Genomic DNA, 22747 nt, shown 5'->3' with positions numbered 1-22747 from the left:
ATATTTTATTTCTGGTCTGAACAGGGAGTTTTTTATGGTTCCGGCAGGGTATCCTTATATTTCATATATTTACCTTCGGTAAGTAGCTTTTCATATGCATCGTAAGCGTCCTGCAAAGTATCGTATTTTTGATCTGAAGAAAGATATTTTTTGTAATCGTTTAGCGTTTTTACAGTTGCAAGGATTGTCACATAAGTTTTTTTGGAGCGAGTAGCAGTTGTTGTTTCGGAAACATAGAATTTGCCATCTGTTGTGCTGATAATAACTGGGATTTTTTGGTTAACACCTACTTTATTGGTGTCTAAAGAAGTCCAAAAAAGATAACGATCGGATGGAAATCTTCCATTTCCATTTCCATAATATGCCCAGGTACCGTATTTCAGCAGACTTTTTTCTTTTTTGGCAATTTCGTTTTCAATTTTCTTAACTCTTTTGGTACCTGCTTTGGAATCAATTTCAAAGTTATATGTATTCATTATATCAGCATCAGTGGTTAATAAACCAGAATCCTTGAGCGGCCCCATCAAATCTTCATTAATATTAAACGGATATTTCTTCACACCACTCCCATTTCCGCCGGACCATGTAAATTTCACACTGTTATCATCATTAAGGGAAATCTCACATGTTCCATTGGCGACTGGAATTCCTTTCCAATTGGCAGTATCTTCGTCACCTACAGTATGGGAAATCCCGGCGATGGTGATAGTTTTTGCGGACTGCCAGTCATCTATTTTCTGTTTCAGCTTAACTGTTCTCGTTGCATCTTTGGGATCTTTTCCATCCAGATTTATATCTGCCATCATTTCGCCATACTCAGTGCGGACGTTTGCCAGGTCTGTTGATTCGCGGCTTCGTTCCACATATTTTGTGTAAGAAGGCGCCAGAAGTCCGACAAGAATTGCCAGGATTGCGACCACGACTACAAGTTCAACCAGAGTAAAGCCTTTATCTTTTTTTTGCATGTATTTTACCTGTAAATAAAAATGTTAAATAATAGTTATGCCGGGGGTAAAATATATACTTTACCACTTAAGCTTTTTTAAGAATGATAGCACAGAATCTGTTACTGTGCAATATTTGCAGAAAAAATATTTATTTACAGATACAGGGCAATCGTATGGATCATTTTTTCCACATCCAGTGGTTTGGCCAGATGTGCGTTCATGCCACAGCCCAGTGCATGGCGTACATCCTCTGCAAAAGCATTGGCGGTCAGTGCGATGATGGGAATGGAAGAAGCATCCGTCCTGTCAAGCTTCCGGATCTGGCGTGTGGCTTCGTATCCATCCATCAGAGGCATCATAATATCCATAAGTATTACATCAAATGTCCCCTCAGGATGACTGGAGAAAAGTTTCACAGCTTCCCTGCCATTGGATACTGCAGTTACCACAGCCCCTTCTTCTTCAAGGAGTACCTGTGCCACCTCTCGGTTTATCTCATTATCCTCCGCCAGCAGGATCTTTATGCCCTGAATGGAGTTTCGCTCAGATTCTGTCTCAGAAGAGATATCCGTTTCTTCTGCCTCTTCAAATGGCAGAGTGATCACAAAAGTACTTCCGATACCCGGAGTACTGGAAATCTCAATGGTACCCCCCATCTGTTCAAATAGCGCTTTGGCAATGCTCATACCCAGTCCGGTGCCATGATATACACTCCGGGCATCCACCTTCTCCTGAGTAAAGGGTTCAAAGATCTTCTCCAGATATTCTCTGCTGATGCCGATTCCCGTATCAGAGATCGTCCATCTGCAGACCAGTTTATGATCATGGGAAGGGAGAATATTGATCTCCGTATGGATCGCCCCATTCTCTCTGTTATACTTGATACAATTACTGTAAATATTCATCATGGCACGACGGAGGTGCAGAGGGCTTCCGTATACAAAGGGATGTTCGTATATCTCCGGTGCGATATGAACGGTGAAATCAATGCCGTTTTTCTGTGCCTGCATATCGATCAGCATCTGTGTTTCTTTTTCATATCTGATCAGATCAAAAGGTTCATGGTTGAGTACAAGTCCACCCTCCTCGATTTTGGACATATCCAGCACATCATTGATGAGAGAAAGCAGATGACTGGCCGAAATGAATGCTTTTTCACGATTATTTTTAAGGAATTTAACATCATTTTCATGTTTTTTATCAATTTCCAGCAGACCAATGATCCCATTCAGAGGTGTACGCATATCGTGGGACATACGGGAAAGGAAATTGGATTTCTCTGCATTGGCGCGTTCGGCAGTGTCAAGAGCTTCTTTAAGGAGCTTCTGGTGCCGGATCTCTGATTCCACCACATCGTCCACATTCAGAAATCCCAGAACAATGATACCGGAGTCTTCGTTTTTGATAAAGCGGAACTGATAGTAATGGATACCATCCCTGTCATTTATCCGGTAATTTCCCTTGTATTCGGACTGACCGGACAAAACACTCATTACATTACCCAGTTCCAGTGATTCTTCCAGCATTGTACGGTCATCCGGATATACACGCTGCCGGATATAATCTGAGAGGAAAAGATCATAGGGATATGTATCGTTGTGTTTTTTGTCTGGATCAGGGACATCATGGTCTTCCTGCTTGATCACAGAGAGAGTTTTTTCTCTGGGGTTGATCAGGTATACGTTCAGGTAGTTGCTGCTCAGTGTCTGGACAATACTTACCTGTGTCTCATAGGCTTCCTGTGTTCTGGTGACATCTTCACCGTAGAGGATTGCTTCCAGATGGTTGTTGGAAGGATTGAGCAGCAGTCTCGCCACATATTTGGAAATCCTGGCTATATTGTCATCGTAGAGACAGCGGGAAACCCTGGTGACTTCCACCTGACCGTCCTCATAGCTTTTCATCAGGGAACTGCGGCAAAATGCATTGATGAAATCGTTTCTGTCCTTTAATACCGGTATGAAAACAGCAGTCTCTGCGATAAAATGGTCAATGGAAGCGTCAGCATCCAGCCCATAGGCCAGGGCAGAGGTTCCTCCGATCTTCAGAATCTTATCATCTGTAAGGTCGAGATGAAAGTAGCCGGCAGCATGGGTAATGGATGCCAGAAGAGAGTGGAGCTGGTTTTCATAAATCTTGCGTGCTGTCACATCATTGTCTTCACAGGCCACTGCAATCACAAAATCCCGATAGTCATCGGCGTTTCCGTTTCTGGCAATGAGCAGATAATAGTAATGGACAGTATCTGTGACAAGCCTGAAATGGAATTTGAAAGAGGCTTCCTGAGAAAGTCTTTCCAGCAGGGTTTCATAATTCAGGTGTCTGGATACATAGGAACGCTCATCCGGATGAACATATTTCTGAATGAGAAAATCAAATGACAGTTTATAGTCTGAATTATCTTTAATATCGAGATCCGCAAAAGCATCAGTAAATCTGGAACGATATACGGAGATTTTCCCGGTTTCCCGGTTTACGCCATAAACAGACATGTAGTCAGAAGCAAGCAGGTTGATGGCACCCAGCAGACGGAGAGAGTTCTCACCTGTGGGAATAGACTTTGACAGGCTTTCTCCTTCGGCTACTGTGCTGAATACAAGTGCATGTCCTCTGCTGCCATCGGGCTGTACAGTCTCTACTGCATCAACTGTTTCATAAATATGGCGGATCGGATCCAGGTAAGTCTTTGGTCCCTGTATCCCCAGTGCTACAGGGCAGGGTGGGCATGGGGAATCAAGCCCCATAAGTGCCTTATAGCATTTCACTCCCGGCTGGAGATTGGGGTACAGCTGTTTGGCAGTGTCGTTATAGCTTAGGATATTATAGTCTTTGTCTATGCTGTAATATCCGGATGAGTGTGTGTTCATAATTTTGTACTCCTGATGTTTAGTATTTCAAAGTATACTCTTTTTACCAAAAAATAGCAATGATAATGGGGAAATTTATAAAAATTGTACAATGTTTCTGATGCCTGCACACGATTCCCAGGTTGACATCCCATCTGCCGTTTGCTACACTAAAACCACATATCTGACAAAGGAACGGGAAATATGAAGAAGAAAAAAATTATAATTTTATCTATTATGATAATTGTGGTTGCCTTACTCCTTGAAGCGAGCATTTTGAAATATGTTAATGACAAAAATGCCCATAGAACATCAAAGGTGCTTCTTGATCGTGTGATTACTGTGCTTGATAAAAATGATGAGAGCAGGAACGAGCTGATCGAATCGTTAAAGGACGATTATATTGTAAGGGCTAAAGCTGTGTCATATATGATTGATGCTGATCCGGCGGTAGAATATGATGTGAATGAGCTGCAGAAAATAGCAAAATTAATGGCCGTTGATGAGATACATCTGTTTGATGATCAGGGAACTATTTACAGTGGTTCTGCGCCCAAGTATTTTGGCTATAATTTTGATTCCGGTGCGCAGATGGAGTATTTTAAGCCCATGCTTAAGAATAAATCGCTGACCATGTGCCAGGATGTTACTCCAAATACTGCAGAGGGAAAGAAAATGATGTATGCCATCACCTGGAATGAAGACGGAACCAAGATGATCCAGGTGGGAATTGAGCCAAAGAGACTTCTCAATGAAATAAAGCAGAATAACATTTCCAATGTAGTTGCCAGAATGCCGGTATATAAAGGCATTGAAATTATAGTTGCAGATGCGGATACACAGGTAATAGAAGGAGCCACGGACAGTAGCAAATTAGGGAAAAAACTGGAAGATGTGGGGATATCAGCGAATCCTGACAGTGATGACGGTGCGACTGTAACACAGATCAGAATGGATGGAAAGCACTGCAGATGCATGATGCGCCAGAATGATAACTATATTGTTTTTGTAACTGTAGAGGATTCATTTTATCAGCAGGGCGGCATGATTGCTATTTTTATAGTAGGCGCATATTTGGTACTGGCATCCTGCTGTATAACCTATATGTTTTCCAAAGTGATGAAAGAAAGACTGGAAAAAGAAAAACTGATATACACCTCAAATACGGATGAGCTTACCAGATGTTTAAACAGGCACGCATATGAAAATGATATGAAAAAGCTTAATCTTAGTGAGGAATGGGTATACATTTCTGTAGATCTGAACGGATTAAAACGGGCAAATGATTCTTATGGCCATATGGCAGGAGACGAGCTTATATGCGCAGCGGCAGATTGCATGAGAGACAGCTTTCATGAGTATGGAAAGGTATACAGAATCGGTGGAGATGAATTTGCAGTGATCATCACAGAGAATCCAAACCAGGTGGAAGAGCTGATACATAGCTTCGACTCCAATGTGGCAAACTGGCATGGAAAGTTTGTTGATTCAATGACTGTTTCGTACGGATGGGTTTTCAGCACAGAGAGAAACTGGGGTAGTGCATATGAAATTTCAAAAGCTGCAGATGCAAGAATGTATCAGAGCAAGGAACGCTACTATAAGGAAAGCGGTGCAGACAGAAGATAGGCAGGTTACAAAAAAGGAGCTGTCTTGAAAACGTAGTTCAGCGATAACCTATAAACAAGCATTCTAAATAAGCTCGCCTTTTGGCGGGCTTATTTCCTTCTCTTAATTATACAGTTAAAGAGATTCATTTCGGCTGAATCATTACATTTACCCCTAACTTTTCTAATGTACGAATATTCCTATTGATTATCTTTTCTTGATTGATAACGGAGTAGTAGTCCGCTCCAAGGTCATGATAAGGAACTTTCTCTTTTAGTATATGATAAATCGCGATTAACATGGTATGGGCTACTGCAATTAAAGCCCTTTTCCCACCTCTGCGCGCGGCAATTCTTTGATAACGGGAGTAGAGATAACTTTGCTTGTTTCGTATTCCAGCACGAGCACATTCCACCAGCGTTGCTTTCAAATATTTATTTCCTTTCCGTATTCGTGTACTCATCTTTTTTCCGGCGCTTTCCTTACACTCAGGCACAAGCCCCGCCCATGAGCTGAAACGGGATTCATTTTGAAAGTGCTCCATTTCCACACCAGTTTCCGCTAAAATTCGTTCTGCACTTTTTCTTCCAATCCCAGGCATATCATCCAAAGCTTCGATTGCCCAATTTATGGATTCTGTTTTTTTTTAATATCTGCATCTAAATCCATAATTAAAGCGGTCAGGCTTTCAATATGCCCAAGTTGATGTTTCAACATTTTTTGCTGATGTTCTGATATCCGTCCTTGTAGGGATTTCTGCATTTCTGGAATTTTATCTCTGGCTCTTCCTTCGGCAAGTTCACTTAAAACAACCGGATCTGTTTCTCCAGATACAATTGCCTTTAAAATTGTCATACCGCTTTTTCCGCTGATATCGGTAATTACACTGCTCAATTTAACATTGCAGCCTTCTAACACAGCCTGGATTCGATTTAATTCACGAGCACGTTCTTCAGTTATCTCCTGGCGGTAACGGGTTATTTCTCGCAGTTCTCTTTGATCCCTATTTGGTATGTAACTTGCTTTTACTAATCCATGGCGTACCAGATCGGCAATCCACTCTGCATCTTTTACATCCGTCTTACGTCCGGGAACTCCTTTGATATGCTGCGCATTCACAACCATGATCGGTATCTGTTCTTCTTCAAATATATTATATACAGGTTTCCAATAAGAGCCCGTACTTTCCATGGCAGCCATCTCACAATCTGTTTCTTTCAGCCACGAAACTAATTGGAGAATATCTTCCGTCATTGTTGAAAACTGACGGATTTCTTTTTTTCTGACACTCGTAAAAATACAGGCTACCATCATATTTTTATGAATGTCAATCCCACAACACCGCTTATACAATACTTCCATAAAGCAAACCTCCTTCGCATAAGCCGATGCAGCTCCTTGCTTAATTGTTGGCTGTCCTGCGTCCTCATCAAAACCCGATGGAAACAAAAAGTGGTACACCTAAGGAGCTGAAAATCAGTCTGTCGGACGGGCTTGTAAGCACCAATCCCCTTCCGATCTTATTCGGCACCTTAAGTATACCACTACATAACGTATAGCTAGTATCCAGTTTTCATTTATTGTGGTGAGATTTTCTCATGATTGTCTGTCGGTAAATAAGCAAAATGCAGATGGCACATATACCTATAAAAACAATTGTAAAGTATATGCAAAAGTATCCAGTACAGTTTATCTTTATAGCAAACCAAATACACGAACTGTCTGGACCTCCGTTGACCTGAAACAGCGCTAGCTCTTTGATCTGGACTAATGCGTAATAATTTTACAAACTATAGTCAAATTAAATTCTATAAAAATGTCTTGAAACTACTGAAGAAGCATGCTAGTATAAAACCAAAGCATATTTCTCTTAAGTTTCAGGGCATTTTGCCATCTTATATTCTAAATTCATTTCAGAAATCCATGCTTTTAATTCCAATTAAATTAAAAAAGCAGGAGTTCTGAACAATTTAGAAAAGAGCAGTATGTTCTTACATTCCTGCTGACACAGGAGGTATTGTCTATGACAAAAAGAAAGAACAAAAAAGTCACTGCAAACCGTAATTACAAGGATACAGTATTCCGAAAACTGTTTTCTGACAGGAGAAATCTGTTATCTCTGTACAATGCAATCAATGGGACAGCGTATACAGATGAAACGAAGTTGGAGATTGTTACACTGGAAAATGCAATCTATATGGGAATGAAGAATGATCTGGCGTTTATCATTGATACGAATCTTTTTCTGTATGAACACCAGTCAACCTACAATCCTAATATGCCATTGAGGGATTTGTTTTATATATCCGGTGAATATCAGAAATTAGTGGACAGAAAATCCCTGTATTCATCAATACTGCTGAAATTACCGGCACCGAATTTTATTGTATTCTATAATGGAAAGCGGAAAATGCCGGACAGATGGACGAACTGTCTGTCAGAATCTTACGAAAACCAGCAGGGAGAGCCTAATCTGGAGTTAAAGGTAGTTACGATCAATATCAACAGGGACTGCAACAGGAAATTGATGGAGCAGTGCAGGATTCTTGGAGAATATGCGCAATATGTAGAAAAAGTACGTGAAAATGCGGAGACTATGAGCTTGGATTCCGCTGTAAAAGAAGCAGTGGATGAATGTATTCAGAAAGGAATTCTGGCGGATTTTCTCAGAGTCAACCGCGCGGAGGTTATTGCGATGAGTATATTTGAGTATGACAAAGAGGAAGAGGAACAGAAACTGCAGGCAATTTATGAAAAGCAGGGTGAATTAAGAAAGGCAAAAAGCATAGCCATCTCGCTTGCGCAGGAAGGAGAATCCATAGAAAGAATAGCAAGAATCCTTGGTGAAACGGAAAAAACGATTAAAGAATGGCTGGCTGAAACGCATTAAAATTGGTTCCGCAGTATCATCAATTGAATGTTACTGTGGAACCTTTTTATATTCATCTGCTATTTTAGCCGGGTAAGTCGGATTTTATCTGCGTATCCCTGACAGTTCGTCTTCTATCCACTTATCTGTGTTGAAGTTACTGTCAAAGAACCTGACAATCACGCCGTAAGGTTCTGTATCGCTGTTGAATGCGTTGGCTTCATCAGTGTCTACGTGCATTGCCAGGTGATAATTTCTGTGGACTCTGACTACTACATCTGCGTAGATAAGTGCGCGTCCGTAGCTTTTGGTCAGGACGAAGACTTCGTCATTGTCTTTGATATGCAGGGCAAGTGCTTCATCCGGAGTCATGTGGATGTGGCGTTTGGCTACGATGACCCCTTTGGGGATTTCGATATCACCGCATGGACCGGATAAAATACAGCCGGGAGTTCCTTCGATATCACCGGACTGGCGTATCACGCTTGGAATCCCCAGTTTTCTGGTGTCTGTAAGAGACATTTCTACCTGCGTGTCGCTGCGGAAAGGACCGAGAAGTGCCATGTTTTCGAAAGTACCTTTCGGTCCTTTGACAGTTACTCGTTCCCGGCACAGATATTGTCCGGGCTGGCTTAATTCTTTGATAAAATGTGGTTTGCTTCCTTCTCCGAATAATTTTTCAAAATCTTCCTGCGAGATATGCAGATGTCTGGCAGAAGTTTCTATAGGTATTTTGATGCTCATTTATTACAATACTCCCTCAATATGTTACTTGTATATGTCTGTCCGACATTCTGTTGTCTGATGGGATACAGAGCAGTTATACTTACTTTTTAGTGTATCTCTTTAATTGGAAATATGCAATGTTTATCTTGTAAGAAGGACAATTTTTATTATAAAATAGTGTTAACTTACTTTTATCGGTTTACAAGGAGAAGTGTTCTGGGCTATAATAAGATACATTAGAATAACAGTTACTGTTCACACACCACTATCCCGAGACATACAAGCCAAAATTCCATTGCCGCAGGCAATTCGGAATGAATTTTGGCTAAGTTACTGTGAACGGAGTGAACAGTAACGAATAACAATTCTAAATGTGACAAAACAGAATGAAATAGTAATGTAATATCAGACTTATAGAATAATAACCAAGAAGGATTATTGAATGAGCAAAAAGAGATTTTCCGGGCTGCGTCTGATTCTTATGGTGCCTGTGGTGGTGCTTTTGGCCGGTGGACTGATCATCGGCGGAAGAGCTTTGCAGGAACCGGGGGAAGTAAGGACTCTTAAGAGACAGGAGGTAGCGCAGACGGATGAAGGACATCAGGAGTATTATTTCGGCCTTCTTAATGAGAATGAACAGAGAGGCTACCGCGAGATCCTGGAGGGGATCAGAAGCTTTGAGGATAAATTTTATCTGTCTCTCTCAGGAGATAATGAGATAGACAGAGTGTATCATGCAGTGCTGAAGGATCATCCGGAGCTGTTCTGGGTACATAACCGGGAGAAAGTTTATAAGACGACTTATTCGGGCAGAGATTACTGTCAGTTTTCTCCGGGATATACTTATACAGAGGAGCAGAGACAGGAGATCACGCAGGCTATGGAGAATGCGTATCAGGAGGTGTTATCGCAGATTCCGGATGGTGCTGATGATTACACGAAGGTAATGACTGTTTATACTTATGTCATAGACAATACAGAATATGTGATCTCTGATGATGACCAGAGTATAGCAGGAGCTTTCTGGAAGAAACAGGCGGTATGTGCGGGCTATGCGGGAGCAGTGCAGTATCTGCTGGAGCGTCTGGATATCCCCTGTATTTATGTGGAGGGTGATGCTGCAAACAGTACCCAGGGACATGCCTGGAATATTGTAGAGCTGAACGGACAGTATTATTATGTGGATGCCACCAATGGGGACCAGCCGGACTTTCTGGAGGGTGATGCCACGCTGCTGGCAGAGCATAAGACAACAATCTATGATTATCTGTGTCCGTTCCCACAGGAGTACGAGGAGAATTATACGGCCTCTGATGAGTTTCCTGTTCCTGCGTGTACAGCGACTGACATGAATTTCTATGTGAGAAACGGCGCCTGTTTTGATACCTATGACTGGAGCAGTGTATATGACCTGTGCAGACTGCGCATTGACAGTGATGCTGCGGTGGTACGCTTTAAGTTTGGCAGCCAGGGGGCTTATGATGAGGCATATATGGATCTGATCGACAGTAATCATATCCAGGATATCGCAAAATATTATATGGAAGTCCATGGGCTGTCTCAGATTTCCTATCATTACGGCGTGATCGACAATATGAAGACCTTATACTTCATGTTCTGACGGGTTTAGCTCAGATGTGTCAGTTGATGATAAGGAACGCTATAAATATATAACTAAAAGGAGTGACTGAAAATTATGGTTAATATGACAGATATATTTGGAAATGCGCTGAGTATTGCCGGGAGTTTTATGGATTCAGATCTGGTGAACCGTTTTATGATGGTAATATTTGCAGTGATCCTTGTGTTTGGAGTGCTGAACTGTATTCTGGGATACAGGCTTCTGCGTTTCTGGATGATGCTGGGAGGTTTTCTGGTAGGCGGCGGTCTTGCGCTGGTGGTTGTACATACAATGGGAATACAGGAGAAATCAACAATGCTGATCGCAGCACTGGCGGCAGGAGTTGTGTTCGCAGTGATTGCATTTCTGATTTATAAGGCAGGTGTGTTTATCCTGGCAGCAGGTATCGGCTGGGCGGCCAGTATTTATTTCCTGCATCCTACCAGCTCCGCAGTATTTTTTGCATGTATTCTGATCGGCGTAGCTCTTGGTTCCATGGCGGTGAAATACTGCAGGGAAGTGCTGATCGTGGCTACAAGTTTGATCGGTGGTATTATGGCAGGGGTTTCCCTTGCACAGCTTGGAAATCTGGCAGATATTCCCTATGGACTGGGAATGAGTGTGGGATTTGCAGTTCTGGGTATGTTGATTCAGTTTGCTATCAACAAACCGGTTTCTGATGAAGAGGATGAAGAAACGGTTGATGAAGAAAGCACTGAGCAGATTTACAGGCGAAATCAGGACCTGAGACAAGACCAGAGTTTTAAGCAGTCTCAGGACAGAGACATGGAGGAATCAATATATGCCAGAGGACAGAAAGGACAGGCGAGAAAAAATGGCAAAAGAAGCTAAGACAAATGCAATGAGAATGCTGGACAGACAGAAAGTTAAATATGAGGCGTTCTCCTATGAATGTGATGAATTTATTGACGGGATCCACAGTGCGGATAAGATCGGTGCTCCCTATGACCAGTCTTTTAAGACTCTGGTAATGGAAGGAAAGAGCGGCGGTTATTTCGTTTTTGTAGTTCCGATTGAAAAGGAAGTTGACCGTAAGGCGGCTGCAAAGGCTGTCGGTGAGAAGACAGTGGACATGATCCATGTGAAGGATATCACAAAGATTACCGGATATGTGAGAGGCGGCTGCAGTCCGCTGGGAATGAAGAAACCTTATCCTGTTGTGTTTGATGCATCTGCAGGAGAATTTGAGGAGATTTATGTGAGTGGCGGTCGTATCGGACTGACACTGAAGGTTCCCCTTGCTGATCTGCTTAAGGTGACAGGCGGAAAGCTGGCGGATATTATCATGAAGACAGAATAAAATAACAGGGTACGGCTAAGCCGTACCCTGTATTTTATTCTTTAGTTATCGGAAGCGTCCTCTTCGTTGATCTCGAATACGTGACGTTTCTTAGCCATCTCATCACTTGCCAGATATTCATCGTAAGTAGTGATCTTGTCGATCATGGTTCCGTTTGGAAGGATTTCCATGATACGGTTGGCTGTTGTCTGTACGAACTGATGGTCATGTGAGGTGAAAAGGATAACACCCGGGAATTTGATCAGACCGTTGTTCAGTGCTGTGATGCTCTCCATATCGAGGTGGTTGGTTGGCTCATCCAGGATCAGGATATTTGCACCGGAGATCATCATCTTGGAAAGAAGACAGCGGACTTTCTCACCACCGGAAAGAACGCGTACACGTTTGATGCCGTCTTCACCGGGGAAGAGCATACGTCCGAGGAATCCACGAACATAAGTAGCATCCTTTATCTCGGAATACTGTGTCAGCCAGTCTGTAATAGTAAGGTCATTATCGAACTCTGCAGTGTTGTCCTTAGGGAAATATGCCTGGGAAGTGGTAACACCCCATTTATAATTTCCTTCATCCGGTTCCATTTCACCAACTAAGATCTTGAACAGAGTAGTGATTGCCTGTTCGTTGGCACCGACGAAAGCTACCTTGTCATCATGTCCGAGTGTGAAAGAAATGTTATCCAGAACTTTTACACCGTCGATGGTCTTGGAAAGGTTCTCCACCATAAGGACTTCGTTACCGATCTCGCGGTTTGGACGGAAGTCGATGTATGGGTATTTACGGCTGGACGGACGCATATCGTCAAGCTGGATCTTTTCCAGGGCACGTTTACGGGAAGTCGCCTGTTTGGACTTGGAAGCGTTGGCACTGAATCGGGAAATAAATTCCTGAAGTTCTTTGATCTTTTCTTCTTTCTTCTTGTTGGCTTCCTTCATCTGTTTGATGAGGAGCTGGCTGGACTCAAACCAGAAGTCATAGTTTCCGGCATAGAGCTGAATCTTGCCGTAGTCGATGTCTGCTGTATGAGTACATACTTTATTTAAGAAGTAACGGTCATGGGATACAACGATGACAGTGTTGTCAAAGTTGATCAGGAATTCTTCGAGCCATTCAATAGCAGGCAGATCAAGGTGGTTGGTAGGCTCATCCAGAAGAAGAATGTCCGGATTACCAAACAGTGCCTGCGCCAGAAGAACTTTGACCTTCTGGCTTCCTGTAAGGTCAGCCATCTGGGAATAGTGGAGATCGGTTTCAATTCCAAGACCATTCAGAAGAGTAGCAGCATCAGATTCTGCTTCCCATCCGTTCATCTCTGCAAATTCGCCTTCCAGTTCACTGGCACGGATACCGTCTTCATCAGTGAAGTCCGCTTTTGCATAGATAGCATCTTTTTCTTTCATGATCTCATACAGTCTCTTGTTACCCATGATAACAGTATCCAGAACTGTATATGCATCATATTTGAAGTGATCCTGCTGCAGGAAAGAGAGACGCTGGCCGGGAGTGATAACAACGTCACCGTTGGTAGGCTCTAACTGTCCGGAAAGGATCTTAAGGAATGTGGACTTACCGGCACCGTTTGCACCGATGAGACCGTAGCAGTTGCCCTCAGTAAATTTGATATTTACATCTTCGAAGAGGGCCTTTTTACCTACGCGCAATGTAATATTGTTTGCTGAAATCATATCATACCTCTTTTTCGTGAAATTATTGTTTTGCAGTAACTGTCCGGCAGATTGTTTATGGAAAACGTATCTTTCGCAGGAAACAGTTACATTATTTCCTATTATATAAGTTACAACCGTTTATCATTGTACCGTAAATTGGGAAATTTGCAACTGTTTTTTGCTTTTTTGGGTTCTTTTATTTACAAAAAAAAGAAGCACTGTTATAATATAGAATAAATATAGCCTCTTGACGGACAGAAATATGAGGCATTGATATGACAGAAATAACGATTACTGTTTCCATTGTTTTATACAGAACAGCGATGTGGACAGTAAAGGATAATTAATTTTAGAGAGGTTGCAAAGACTATGTTTATTACAAGAGAGTGCGATTATGCAGTTCGAGTGGTACGTGCGCTTTGGGGAGAGAGCAGACTGAGCGTATCCGATATCTGTGAGAAAGAAGCGATCACCGCTCCTTTTGCCTATAAGATCCTGAAGAAACTTCAGAAGGCAGAGATCGTGAAGGGATACAGAGGCGTACATGGTGGTTATTCTCTGAACAGGGGACTGGATGAGCTGACTTTATATGAGGTTTATTCGGCGATTGATCCGGATATGTTTATCATCGAATGTCTGGATCCGAAATATAACTGTGTCAGAGACGGACAGGATGGATTGCCATGTCTGGTACATAGAGAATTGTTATCTGTACAGGATGAACTGATAAGTCTCCTTAAGAGAAAAACAATACAGCAGATCATGGAGGAGGCGTAGAGCCTCCTTTTTTTACTGATATACTGAATAAACTGCAGAGCAGTTGTCCGGTGCAGAGCTGCGCAGCGAAGCGAAGCGGATGATTTTATCTGCCTGATTTGTCCGAAATTTGGCATATCTGCATAATGTTAGTCATATACAACTCAAAAAATGCACATATTTGCTACTGAAATAACAGAAAATCCCTGCTTTGTACCTCAGAAGATACAAAATATGTCAAAACAAATTGGACACAGGCAGAAGATTATGTTATAATCTACAATGAAATTTGAGGTATATTTTACTTATGCCTTGAAATAAATAATTAATTTTCATCAACCTTTAAGGAGGAAAAACAAACTATGGCAAGAAAGATGAAAACCATGGATGGTAACCATGCAGCTGCTCATGCTTCATATGCATACTCAGATGTAGCCGCTATTTACCCGATCACTCCTTCATCTGTTATGGCGGAAGCAACAGATGAATGGGCAACCCAGGGAAGAAAGAACATTTTCGGACAGGAAGTTCAGGTAACTGAAATGCAGTCTGAGGCTGGTGCAGCAGGTGCTGTACACGGATCTCTGGCAGCAGGTGCTTTAACAACAACATATACAGCATCTCAGGGTCTGTTACTTATGATCCCGAACCTTTACAAAATTGCCGGTGAGCAGTTACCTGCAGTATTCAACGTATCTGCACGTGCACTTGCTTCTCATGCACTTTCAATTTTCGGAGATCATTCAGACGTTATGGCCTGTCGTCAGACCGGATGCGCAATGCTCTGCGAATCTTCTGTACAGGAAGTTATGGACTTAACACCTGTTGCTCACCTTTCAGCAATCAAAGGTAAAGTTCCGTTCATCAACTTCTTCGATGGATTCCGTACATCTCACGAGATTCAGAAGATTGAAACATGGGATTATGAAGATCTGAAGGATATGGCAGATATGGATGCAATCGCTGCATTCCGTAACCATGCCCTGAATCCGAATCACCCATGTCAGAGAGGTTCCGCTCAGAACCCGGATATCTTCTTCCAGGCAAGAGAAGCATGTAACCCATACTACGATGCTCTTCCGGCAGTAGTACAGGAATACATGGATAAAGTTAACGCTAAGATCGGTACAGATTACAAATTATTCAACTACTACGGAGCTGCTGATGCAGAACACGTAATCGTTGCTATGGGATCTGTAAACGATACAATCGAGGAGACAATCGACTACCTTGCAGCAGCAGGAAAGAAAGTCGGTGTTGTTAAAGTTCGTCTTTACAGACCATTCTGCGCACAGGCACTCATCGATGCAATTCCGGAATCTGTAAAACAGATCACAGTTCTTGACAGAACTAAAGAGCCGGGTGCACTTGGCGAGCCACTGTACCTTGACGTTGTAGCAGCATTAAAAGACAGCAAATTCGGCGGCGTAAAAGTATTCTCCGGACGTTATGGTTTAGGTTCCAAAGATACTACACCTGCACAGATCGTAGCTGTTTATGAGAACACTGCTAAAGAAAAATTCACAATCGGTATCGTTGATGATGTTACTAACCTTTCCCTTGAGACAGGTGCTCCGATCGTAACAACTCCTGAAGGAACAACAAACTGTAAATTCTGGGGTCTGGGAGCTGATGGTACTGTAGGTGCCAACAAGAACTCCATCAAGATCATCGGTGACAACACAGACATGTACGCACAGGCTTACTTTGATTATGACTCCAAGAAGTCCGGTGGTGTTACAATGTCCCACTTACGTTTCGGTAAGAAACCGATCAAATCCACATACCTGATCCACAAAGCAAACTTCGTAGCATGTCATAATCCATCCTACGTAAACAAATACAACATGGTTCAGGAACTTGTTGACGGTGGTACATTCCTCCTTAACTGTGCATGGGATATGGAAGGTCTTGAGAAACATTTACCAGGACAGGTAAAAGCTTTCATCGCTAACCACAATATCAAATTCTACACAATCGACGGTGTTAAGATCGGTATTGAAACTGGCATGGGACCAACACGTATCAACACAATCCTTCAGTCTGCATTCTTCAAACTGACAGGAATCATTCCAGAAGATCAGGCAATCGACCTTATGAAAGCTGCTGCCAAGGCAACATACGGACGTAAAGGTGATGATGTCGTACAGAAGAACTGGGCAGCTATCGACGCTGGTGCTAAACAGGTTGTAGAGATCCAGGTTCCGGAAAGCTGGAAGAACGCTGAGGACGAAGGTCTTCATATGACTCATGCAACAGAAGGACGTCAGGATGTTATCGATTTCGTTAACAATATCCAGGCTAAAGTTAATGCTCAGGAAGGTAACTCCTTACCTGTATCTGCATTCAAGGATTATGTAGACGGTACTACACCATCAGGTGCAGCTGCATATGAGAAACGTGGTATCGCAGTTAACGTTCCTGTATGGAATCCGGAAAACTGTATCCAGTGTAACAGATGTGCTTATGTCTGCCCGCACGCAGTTATCCGTCCTGTAGCTCTGACAGCTGAAGAAGCAGCTAATGCTCCTGAAGGCATGAAGACATTAGACCTTACAGGTATGAAAGAATATAAATTCACAATGTCCGTATCCGCACTTGACTGTACAGGATGTGGTTCTTGTGTAAACGTTTGCCCAGGTAAGAAGGGTGCGAAAGCACTTGCTATGGAAAACCTTGAAGCAAGCGCAGACGAGCAGAAATACTTTGACTACACAGTTAAACTGCCGGTTAAAGAAGATGTTATCGCTAAATTTAAAGAAGCAACTGTTAAAGGCAGCCAGTTCAAACAGCCTCTGCTTGAGTTCTCTGGAGCTTGTGCAGGATGTGGTGAAACACCATACGCTAAACTGATCACTCAGCTGTTCGGTGACAGAATGTACATCGCAAACGCAACAGGATGTTCTTCTATCTGGGGTAACTCCTCACCATCTACACCATACACAGTAAACGCTAAGGGACAGGGTCCTGCATGGTCCAACTCTCTGTTCGAAGATAACGCTGAGTTTGGTTATGGTATGCTTCTTGCTCAGAGAGCTATCCGCGATGGCTTAAAAGCAAAAGTTGAAGACGTTGTTGCTAACGGAACAAACGAAGACGTTAAGGCAGCTGGTCAGGAATGGCTGGATACATTTGCTGTAGGTGCTACAAACGGCGCTGCTACAGACAAACTTGTTGCTGCTCTTGAAGCTTGCGGATGTGACAAAGCAAAAGAAATCCTTGCTCAGAAAGATTTCCTGGCTAAGAAATCCCAGTGGATCTTCGGTGGTGACGGATGGGCTTACGATATCGGATTCGGTGGTGTTGACCATGTTCTCGCTAGTGGACGTGACATCAACGTTATGGTATTCGATACAGAGGTTTATTCTAACACAGGTGGACAGTCTTCCAAGTCTACACCTACAGGTGCTATCGCTCAGTTCGCTGCAGGCGGTAAAGAGACTAAGAAGAAAGATATGGCTTCCATCGCTATGAGCTATGGCTATGTATACGTTGCTCAGATTTCCATGGGTGCTGACTTCAACCAGACTGTAAAAGCTATTGCAGAGGCTGAGGCTTATCCGGGACCATCTCTGATCATCGCTTATGCTCCATGTATCAATCATGGTATTAAGAAAGGTATGGCAAAAGCTCAGACAGAGGAAGAATTAGCAGTTAAGGTTGGATACTGGCATAACTTCAGATTCAATCCTGCAGCTGAAGGAAACAAGTTCTCTCTTGATTCCAAGGCTCCGAGCATGGAAGATTATCAGGCATTCCTTGACGGTGAGGTTCGTTACAACTCTCTGAAACGTCAGAATCCTGAGAAGGCTGCAAGACTGTTTGCTAAGAATGAGGCTGAGGCTAAGGCTAGATTTGAATATCTGCAGAAGCTGATCGCTCTTCATAGCGCTGAATAATCTTTTCGGTTTTTGAACGACTGTAAACAAGTTTATAAATCATTAAAAAATAAATAGATAGAGCTATTTATAGTGTCCAGACGATATATGTGGGCCGCGGTACTTTTTGTATCGCGGTCCTTTTATGTATTGCTTAAAAAGGGGACGCCGGGGAATGGCAGAACATCTGAGGCTCAGTCTCGGAACCATGTAATTTCTAAGTATTTGAAAAACCGCTAAAAACATTCAGAAATTGCTCAAACTCGCTTCGCTCAAACAGTGAGCAATTTCTGAATAACGCGGCTTTCCAAATACTAAGAAATTACATGAACCCTCGAGATTCGCCTCAGATGTTCTGTCATTCCCCGGCTGGTTGTTGGCTGATTTAAATACTTTCGTCGTTCTTAAACAATGAAATAATGTTGGCTATAAATTTGACAAGTATTGGATATTTGTCTATAATCAGTGAGAACTTTATAACTCGGTTTAGAATGATAGAATATAAAGGAGCGGTTATGAGGAAATTTGTGAGCAGGGATAGTAAGAAGGATTTCTACTTATTATATACGCTTGTATTTGGGGTTATTTCTTTTTTTATCTATTATCAGTTTGCGGGTAATGGGAAGTCTTTGGTGTGGAGTCATGATGGGATTCCGCAGCATTTGAATTCTCTGGCGTATTATGGGCGGTATCTGAGGGAGGTTCTGCATACGATTTTTGTAGAGCATAAGCTGGAATTGCCTATGTGGGATATGAATATCGGGTATGGTTCAGATATTCTTACAACTTTGCATTATTATGTGATCGGGGATCCGCTGACTTTGTTGTCTGTGTTTGTGCCGGCGGATAAGACGGAGGTTTTGTATGAGGTTCTGATTTTTCTGAGGATCTATCTGGCAGGGATTTCTTTTAGTGTTTTTTGTTTTTATCATAAGAATCCGAAGCAGGCGACGTTTATGGGAACGTTGATCTATATTTTTGCGGGATGGACGATTTATGCGGCTATGAAGCATCCGTATTTTTCCAATCCTATGATTTATCTGCCACTGGTTCTGATGGGGATTGATAAGATTTATAAGAGGGAGAAGCCATGGCTGTTTATCTGGGCGACTGCGGTTTCGGCTATGTCGAATTTCTATTTCTTTTATATGATCTGTATTTTTATGTTTATTTATGCGGCTTTCCGGTATTTTGGGATTTTCAGTGAGAGAAGTGTGAAGGATGTTCTGAGATGGCTGGTGAAGTTTATCGGCTATTATGTGGTGGCTTTGATGATCGCGGCGGTTATTTTTATTCCGGTGGTCATGACGATTTTTGGTACGGATAGGTTTCAGGCTGAGAATTATGTGCCTCTTTTATATGATAAAATTTATTATGAGAAGTATCTGGGTGATCTGATCGGGGAGAATATGATCCAGTGGGGGGTTGCCGGGTATTCTGCTGTTGCTATGGCAGGTGTGTTTGTGCTTTTTTCCAGGAAGAAGAAGTACCTGGATCTGAAATTAGGATTTGGGCTGTTGAATCTGTTTTTGCTGGTGCCTTTTGCAGGGCATGTGCTCAATGGTTTCTCTTATGTGTCCAACAGGTGGATCTGGGCTTATGGGATGATGATCGCGTATATTTTTGTGAAGGCATATCCTGAGCTGTTTACTCTGACTGTGAGGGAAAAGAAGAAGATTTTTGTCATGACGGTGGCGTATTGTGTGCTGGCTCTGTTTGCGAAAGCTGCCAGAACGCAGAGAAATATGGCAGGTGTGCTGGTTCTGGTATTGGCTGTGTTTACGGTTACTTCTTTTGGAAATATTTTTCTGCAGGGGAAGTATATGTGCGGGCTTCTCAGTGCTTTGCTTGTGGTGAGCATTATGTTGAATGTTTCTTATCAGTATTCTTATGAGAAGGATTATCTGTCAGAGTTTGCAGCCGAAGAGGAGTCGCTGGATAAGCTGGAGTCGAATACGGATAAGGCGGTTCTTGCCGCCGGGGATTCAGGTGTCTATCGTTATGACCAGTATGGGGCATTGCCCTATGATAATACTTCTATGTATATGGGTACGAACAGTACTGCTTATTATTTCAGTCTTGCAAACAGCAGTATCAGTGATTTTTTCAGTGAAATGTATCTGAATACGCCATGGGAGCAGCATTATGAGAACCTGGACGGAAGGACGATCCTGGACAGGCTGGCTTCTGTGAAATATTTTGTGATAAGTGGTGATAATTTCCGCTATCTTTCCTATGGATATAATAAAGAGAAGGGCTCTGCAGGAAAGGGAAAAAGTGAGTGCAGGGCTTATGAGAATGAGAATGCACTGCCTCTGGGTTATACTTATGACAGTTATATTCCTGAATCGGAATATGAGAAAATGGATGTGGTAAAAAAGCAGCAGGCTTTGATGGACGGTGTGGTGCTTGAGGAGAGTACACTGCCTGAGGCATCTGTTGATGCTGATAATGAGAATATCCAGTATCGTATGGAGACAGGGGATGGTTGTGCTCTGTCTAAGGGAGCAATCAGGGTGACGAAGGAAGGGGCGCAGCTGAAGCTTGTGTTCCATGGTCTTACGGACAGTGAGAATTACCTGATCGCAGATAATCTGGATTATGACAGTCTTTCACCGAGAGAACTGATTGGTAACAGTCAGTGGAAGAAGATGTCTGAGTATGACCAAAATAAGGTTCTTGATGAGGACAGCCGGTGGCGATACTGGAAGGAATCAAAGGAAGCGGCTATGACAGTCAGCTCCAATGATGTGACCAAGACCATAAAGATTTTTACAGATAAGTATAATGCCTACAGTGGACGGCATGATTTTCTCTGCAATATGGGATATTCCAGATCAGGAGTTCGTACTATGACGATCACCTTTGCTAATACGGGTGTTTATACCTATGATAAATTAAGGGTTGTGAGTCAGCCGGTGCAGGGGATTGAGGAAAAAACTGTGAAGCTGGGTGAAGAAGCTCTCGAGAATGTAAAAATGGGAACGAATGAGATTACAGGGGATATCAGTGTTTCCGAAAAGAAAGCTCTTGTGTTGTCTGTTCCGTACAGTAAGGGATTTACGGCTTATGTGGACGGGAAAGAAACGAAGCTTCAGAAGGCGAATACCATGTTTATGGCTCTGGAACTGGAACCTGGTTCACATGAGATACGCCTTACATATTGCACACCTTATCTGAAAGCGGGAATGCTTCTTTCTGTTCTGGGGCTGGTTATATATGTAATGCTGGTGTTCAGGAAGAAAAAGTAATCCAAATTCCATTGCTTCAGGAAGTCTGGAATGTATCTGAGTCTCGTTACTGAGAACGAAGAGAACAGTAACATACGTGCTATTATCCTGTGAAGTGTTTGACACACTGGAGCATGCAGATTGTTGGAATGGACATTTCTGTAAATTTGTGTATAATAAAGTAGAAATAAGAATTGCGGGAGCTGTAAAGTGCTTAGGAGTAAAATAACCTTTTGCCCCTGACATTATAGAAAATATTTACAGGAGTAACAGACAGTGAATGAGAAACTAGTCTGTTGTATATGAATGAAACAAAATGAGGAATGACATCATGAGTAAATTATCAGTGGTACTTCCGGCATATAATGAGGAGCTGATGGTTGGGAAAACCTGTCGGGTGCTGGCGGAAGTTCTTACAAAAGCGAAGATTCCCTATGAGCTGGTGGTTGTAAACGATGGTTCCGGCGACCGGACATGGGAAGAAATTCAGAAGGCAGGAGAGAGGGATGCGAATGTGACAGGCGTTCTTTTTTCCAGAAATTTCGGAAAGGAAGCAGCGATTTTTGCAGGACTGGCGCAGGCCTGTGGAGATGTGGTGGCTGTCATGGACTGTGACCTGCAGCATCCGCCGCAGACGCTTATTGAGATGTACAGGCTGTGGCAGGAAGGCTATGAAGTGATCGAGGGTGTGAAGGCAGACAGAGGAAAAGAGGGCTTTTTACATAAAGAATGTGCCGGATTTTTCTATGATATCATGTCTAAGGCAACTAAGGTAAATATGAAGGATGCCTCGGATTTTAAGATGATGGACAGGAAGGCTGTGGACAGTATTCTGTCTATGCCTGAGAGGAATATGTTCTTTCGGGCTACTTCTTCCTGGGTGGGATATAAGACTACCAGTGTGGAATTTGAGGTGCAGGAGAGAGAGGCCGGCGTTTCCAAGTGGTCTCCCTGGGCGCTGGTGAAATATGCGTTCACAAATATCGTGGCATTTACTACTTTTCCGCTGCAGTTTGTTACGATCACAGGAGCGATATGTTTTGCCTGTTCGCTGGTCCTTATGGTCTATTCGCTTGTGCAGTATTTTACAGGTTCTGCAGTGGAAGGTTATACCACCCTGCTGATGGTGCTACTTCTGGTGGGAAGCGCCATGATGATCAGTCTTGGAATTATTGGATATTATATTTCCAAGATTTATGAAGAAGTAAAGCGCAGACCGAGATATATTATTTCAAAAGTAATTAAGAATGGAAATATACAGGACTGAGAGGATATATTTGT

At 42.6% G+C, this 22747-nt stretch carries 15 protein-coding genes; 9 read left to right on the top strand and 6 right to left on the bottom strand.

All coding sequences use genetic code 11. From position 1 onward, the window contains the following. Positions 1-32 precede the first annotated feature (32 nt). Entirely contained in the window at positions 33-965 is a 933-nt protein-coding gene (locus LJE09_RS03360; protein WP_055057742.1) for a prepilin-type N-terminal cleavage/methylation domain-containing protein, read from the bottom strand. 134 nt (positions 966-1099) lie between these two features. Continuing rightward, on the bottom strand, positions 1100-3814 hold the full coding sequence (locus LJE09_RS03355) for a response regulator (protein ID WP_118613596.1): 2715 nt from the start codon (positions 3812-3814) through the stop codon (positions 1100-1102). Positions 3815-3997: 183 nt separating this feature from the next. Here LJE09_RS03355 and LJE09_RS03350 point away from each other — a divergent pair, with 183 nt between their 5' ends. Then, positions 3998-5422, top strand: a complete 1425-nt coding sequence (locus LJE09_RS03350; RefSeq protein WP_172679996.1) for a GGDEF domain-containing protein — start codon at positions 3998-4000, stop codon at positions 5420-5422. Between the two features lie 124 nt (positions 5423-5546). Here LJE09_RS03350 and LJE09_RS03345 read toward each other — a convergent pair whose 3' ends face one another. After that, on the bottom strand, positions 5547-6011 hold the full coding sequence (locus tag LJE09_RS03345) for a transposase (protein ID WP_330366555.1): 465 nt from the start codon (positions 6009-6011) through the stop codon (positions 5547-5549). Between the two features lie 17 nt (positions 6012-6028). After that, entirely contained in the window at positions 6029-6763 is a 735-nt protein-coding gene (locus tag LJE09_RS03340; protein ID WP_227310962.1) for an IS110 family transposase, read from the bottom strand. Between the two features lie 661 nt (positions 6764-7424). On the opposite strand from LJE09_RS03340, the gene LJE09_RS03335 reads away from it, so the two are divergent. Then, entirely contained in the window at positions 7425-8291 is an 867-nt protein-coding gene (locus LJE09_RS03335) for a hypothetical protein (protein WP_055149283.1), read from the top strand. A gap of 84 nt (positions 8292-8375) precedes the next feature. On the opposite strand, the gene LJE09_RS03330 is transcribed toward LJE09_RS03335, so the two are convergent. Beyond that, positions 8376-9014, bottom strand: a complete 639-nt coding sequence (locus LJE09_RS03330) for a PduL/EutD family phosphate acyltransferase (protein ID WP_055059495.1) — start codon at positions 9012-9014, stop codon at positions 8376-8378. A gap of 424 nt (positions 9015-9438) precedes the next feature. On the opposite strand from LJE09_RS03330, the gene LJE09_RS03325 reads away from it, so the two are divergent. The 3 genes from LJE09_RS03325 (at position 9439) to ybaK (ending at position 11938) form a co-directional block, all read left to right on the top strand. Continuing rightward, positions 9439-10617: a transglutaminase domain-containing protein gene (locus LJE09_RS03325; protein WP_022381207.1), complete on the top strand. Its 1179-nt coding sequence runs from the start codon at positions 9439-9441 to the stop codon at positions 10615-10617. Positions 10618-10692: 75 nt separating this feature from the next. Continuing rightward, the gene (locus tag LJE09_RS03320) at positions 10693-11469 is read left to right on the top strand and encodes a TM7S3/TM198-like domain-containing protein (RefSeq protein WP_022381206.1); all 777 of its coding nucleotides are present in this window, start codon (positions 10693-10695) and stop codon (positions 11467-11469) included. Further along, complete coding sequence (gene ybaK / locus LJE09_RS03315) at positions 11453-11938, top strand: Cys-tRNA(Pro) deacylase (protein ID WP_008703300.1); 486 nt, start codon at positions 11453-11455, stop codon at positions 11936-11938. Before LJE09_RS03320 ends, ybaK begins: the two co-directional genes overlap by 17 nt. A gap of 41 nt (positions 11939-11979) precedes the next feature. On the opposite strand, the gene LJE09_RS03310 is transcribed toward ybaK, so the two are convergent. Continuing rightward, positions 11980-13620: an ABC-F family ATP-binding cassette domain-containing protein gene (locus LJE09_RS03310; protein ID WP_008703297.1), complete on the bottom strand. Its 1641-nt coding sequence runs from the start codon at positions 13618-13620 to the stop codon at positions 11980-11982. 351 nt (positions 13621-13971) lie between these two features. On the opposite strand from LJE09_RS03310, the gene LJE09_RS03305 reads away from it, so the two are divergent. From LJE09_RS03305 to LJE09_RS03290, 4 genes are all read left to right on the top strand, one after another. Further along, on the top strand, positions 13972-14379 hold the full coding sequence (locus tag LJE09_RS03305; protein WP_008703296.1) for an RrF2 family transcriptional regulator: 408 nt from the start codon (positions 13972-13974) through the stop codon (positions 14377-14379). Between the two features lie 341 nt (positions 14380-14720). Next, on the top strand, positions 14721-18257 hold the full coding sequence (gene nifJ / locus LJE09_RS03300) for a pyruvate:ferredoxin (flavodoxin) oxidoreductase (protein WP_055059496.1): 3537 nt from the start codon (positions 14721-14723) through the stop codon (positions 18255-18257). A 494-nt stretch (positions 18258-18751) separates the two neighbouring features. Further along, entirely contained in the window at positions 18752-21487 is a 2736-nt protein-coding gene (locus tag LJE09_RS03295) for a YfhO family protein (RefSeq protein ID WP_022381057.1), read from the top strand. Positions 21488-21797: 310 nt separating this feature from the next. Beyond that, positions 21798-22733, top strand: a complete 936-nt coding sequence (locus tag LJE09_RS03290; protein WP_022381056.1) for a glycosyltransferase family 2 protein — start codon at positions 21798-21800, stop codon at positions 22731-22733. Positions 22734-22747: the final 14 nt, after the last annotated feature.

It is taken from the genome of Blautia sp. DFI.3.45, assembly GCF_020593505.1.
GTDB classification, from domain to species: domain Bacteria; phylum Bacillota; class Clostridia; order Lachnospirales; family Lachnospiraceae; genus Blautia_A; species Blautia_A wexlerae.
The sequence above is the reverse complement of the archived record's forward strand: the minus strand, read 5'-3'. Positions and strand labels throughout refer to the sequence as shown.

Coding starts and splice junctions, on each gene's coding strand:
- LJE09_RS03360 (WP_055057742.1), bottom strand. CDS start 965: ATGCAAAAAAAAGATAAAGGCTTTACTCTGGTTGAACTTGTAGTCGTG.
- LJE09_RS03355 (WP_118613596.1), bottom strand. CDS start 3,814: ATGAACACACACTCATCCGGATATTACAGCATAGACAAAGACTATAAT.
- LJE09_RS03350 (WP_172679996.1), top strand. CDS start 3,998: ATGAAGAAGAAAAAAATTATAATTTTATCTATTATGATAATTGTGGTT.
- LJE09_RS03340 (WP_227310962.1), bottom strand. CDS start 6,763: ATGGAAGTATTGTATAAGCGGTGTTGTGGGATTGACATTCATAAAAAT.
- LJE09_RS03335 (WP_055149283.1), top strand. CDS start 7,425: ATGACAAAAAGAAAGAACAAAAAAGTCACTGCAAACCGTAATTACAAG.
- LJE09_RS03330 (WP_055059495.1), bottom strand. CDS start 9,014: ATGAGCATCAAAATACCTATAGAAACTTCTGCCAGACATCTGCATATC.
- LJE09_RS03325 (WP_022381207.1), top strand. CDS start 9,439: ATGAGCAAAAAGAGATTTTCCGGGCTGCGTCTGATTCTTATGGTGCCT.
- LJE09_RS03320 (WP_022381206.1), top strand. CDS start 10,693: ATGGTTAATATGACAGATATATTTGGAAATGCGCTGAGTATTGCCGGG.
- ybaK (WP_008703300.1), top strand. CDS start 11,453: ATGGCAAAAGAAGCTAAGACAAATGCAATGAGAATGCTGGACAGACAG.
- LJE09_RS03310 (WP_008703297.1), bottom strand. CDS start 13,620: ATGATTTCAGCAAACAATATTACATTGCGCGTAGGTAAAAAGGCCCTC.
- LJE09_RS03305 (WP_008703296.1), top strand. CDS start 13,972: ATGTTTATTACAAGAGAGTGCGATTATGCAGTTCGAGTGGTACGTGCG.
- nifJ (WP_055059496.1), top strand. CDS start 14,721: ATGGCAAGAAAGATGAAAACCATGGATGGTAACCATGCAGCTGCTCAT.
- LJE09_RS03295 (WP_022381057.1), top strand. CDS start 18,752: ATGAGGAAATTTGTGAGCAGGGATAGTAAGAAGGATTTCTACTTATTA.
- LJE09_RS03290 (WP_022381056.1), top strand. CDS start 21,798: ATGAGTAAATTATCAGTGGTACTTCCGGCATATAATGAGGAGCTGATG.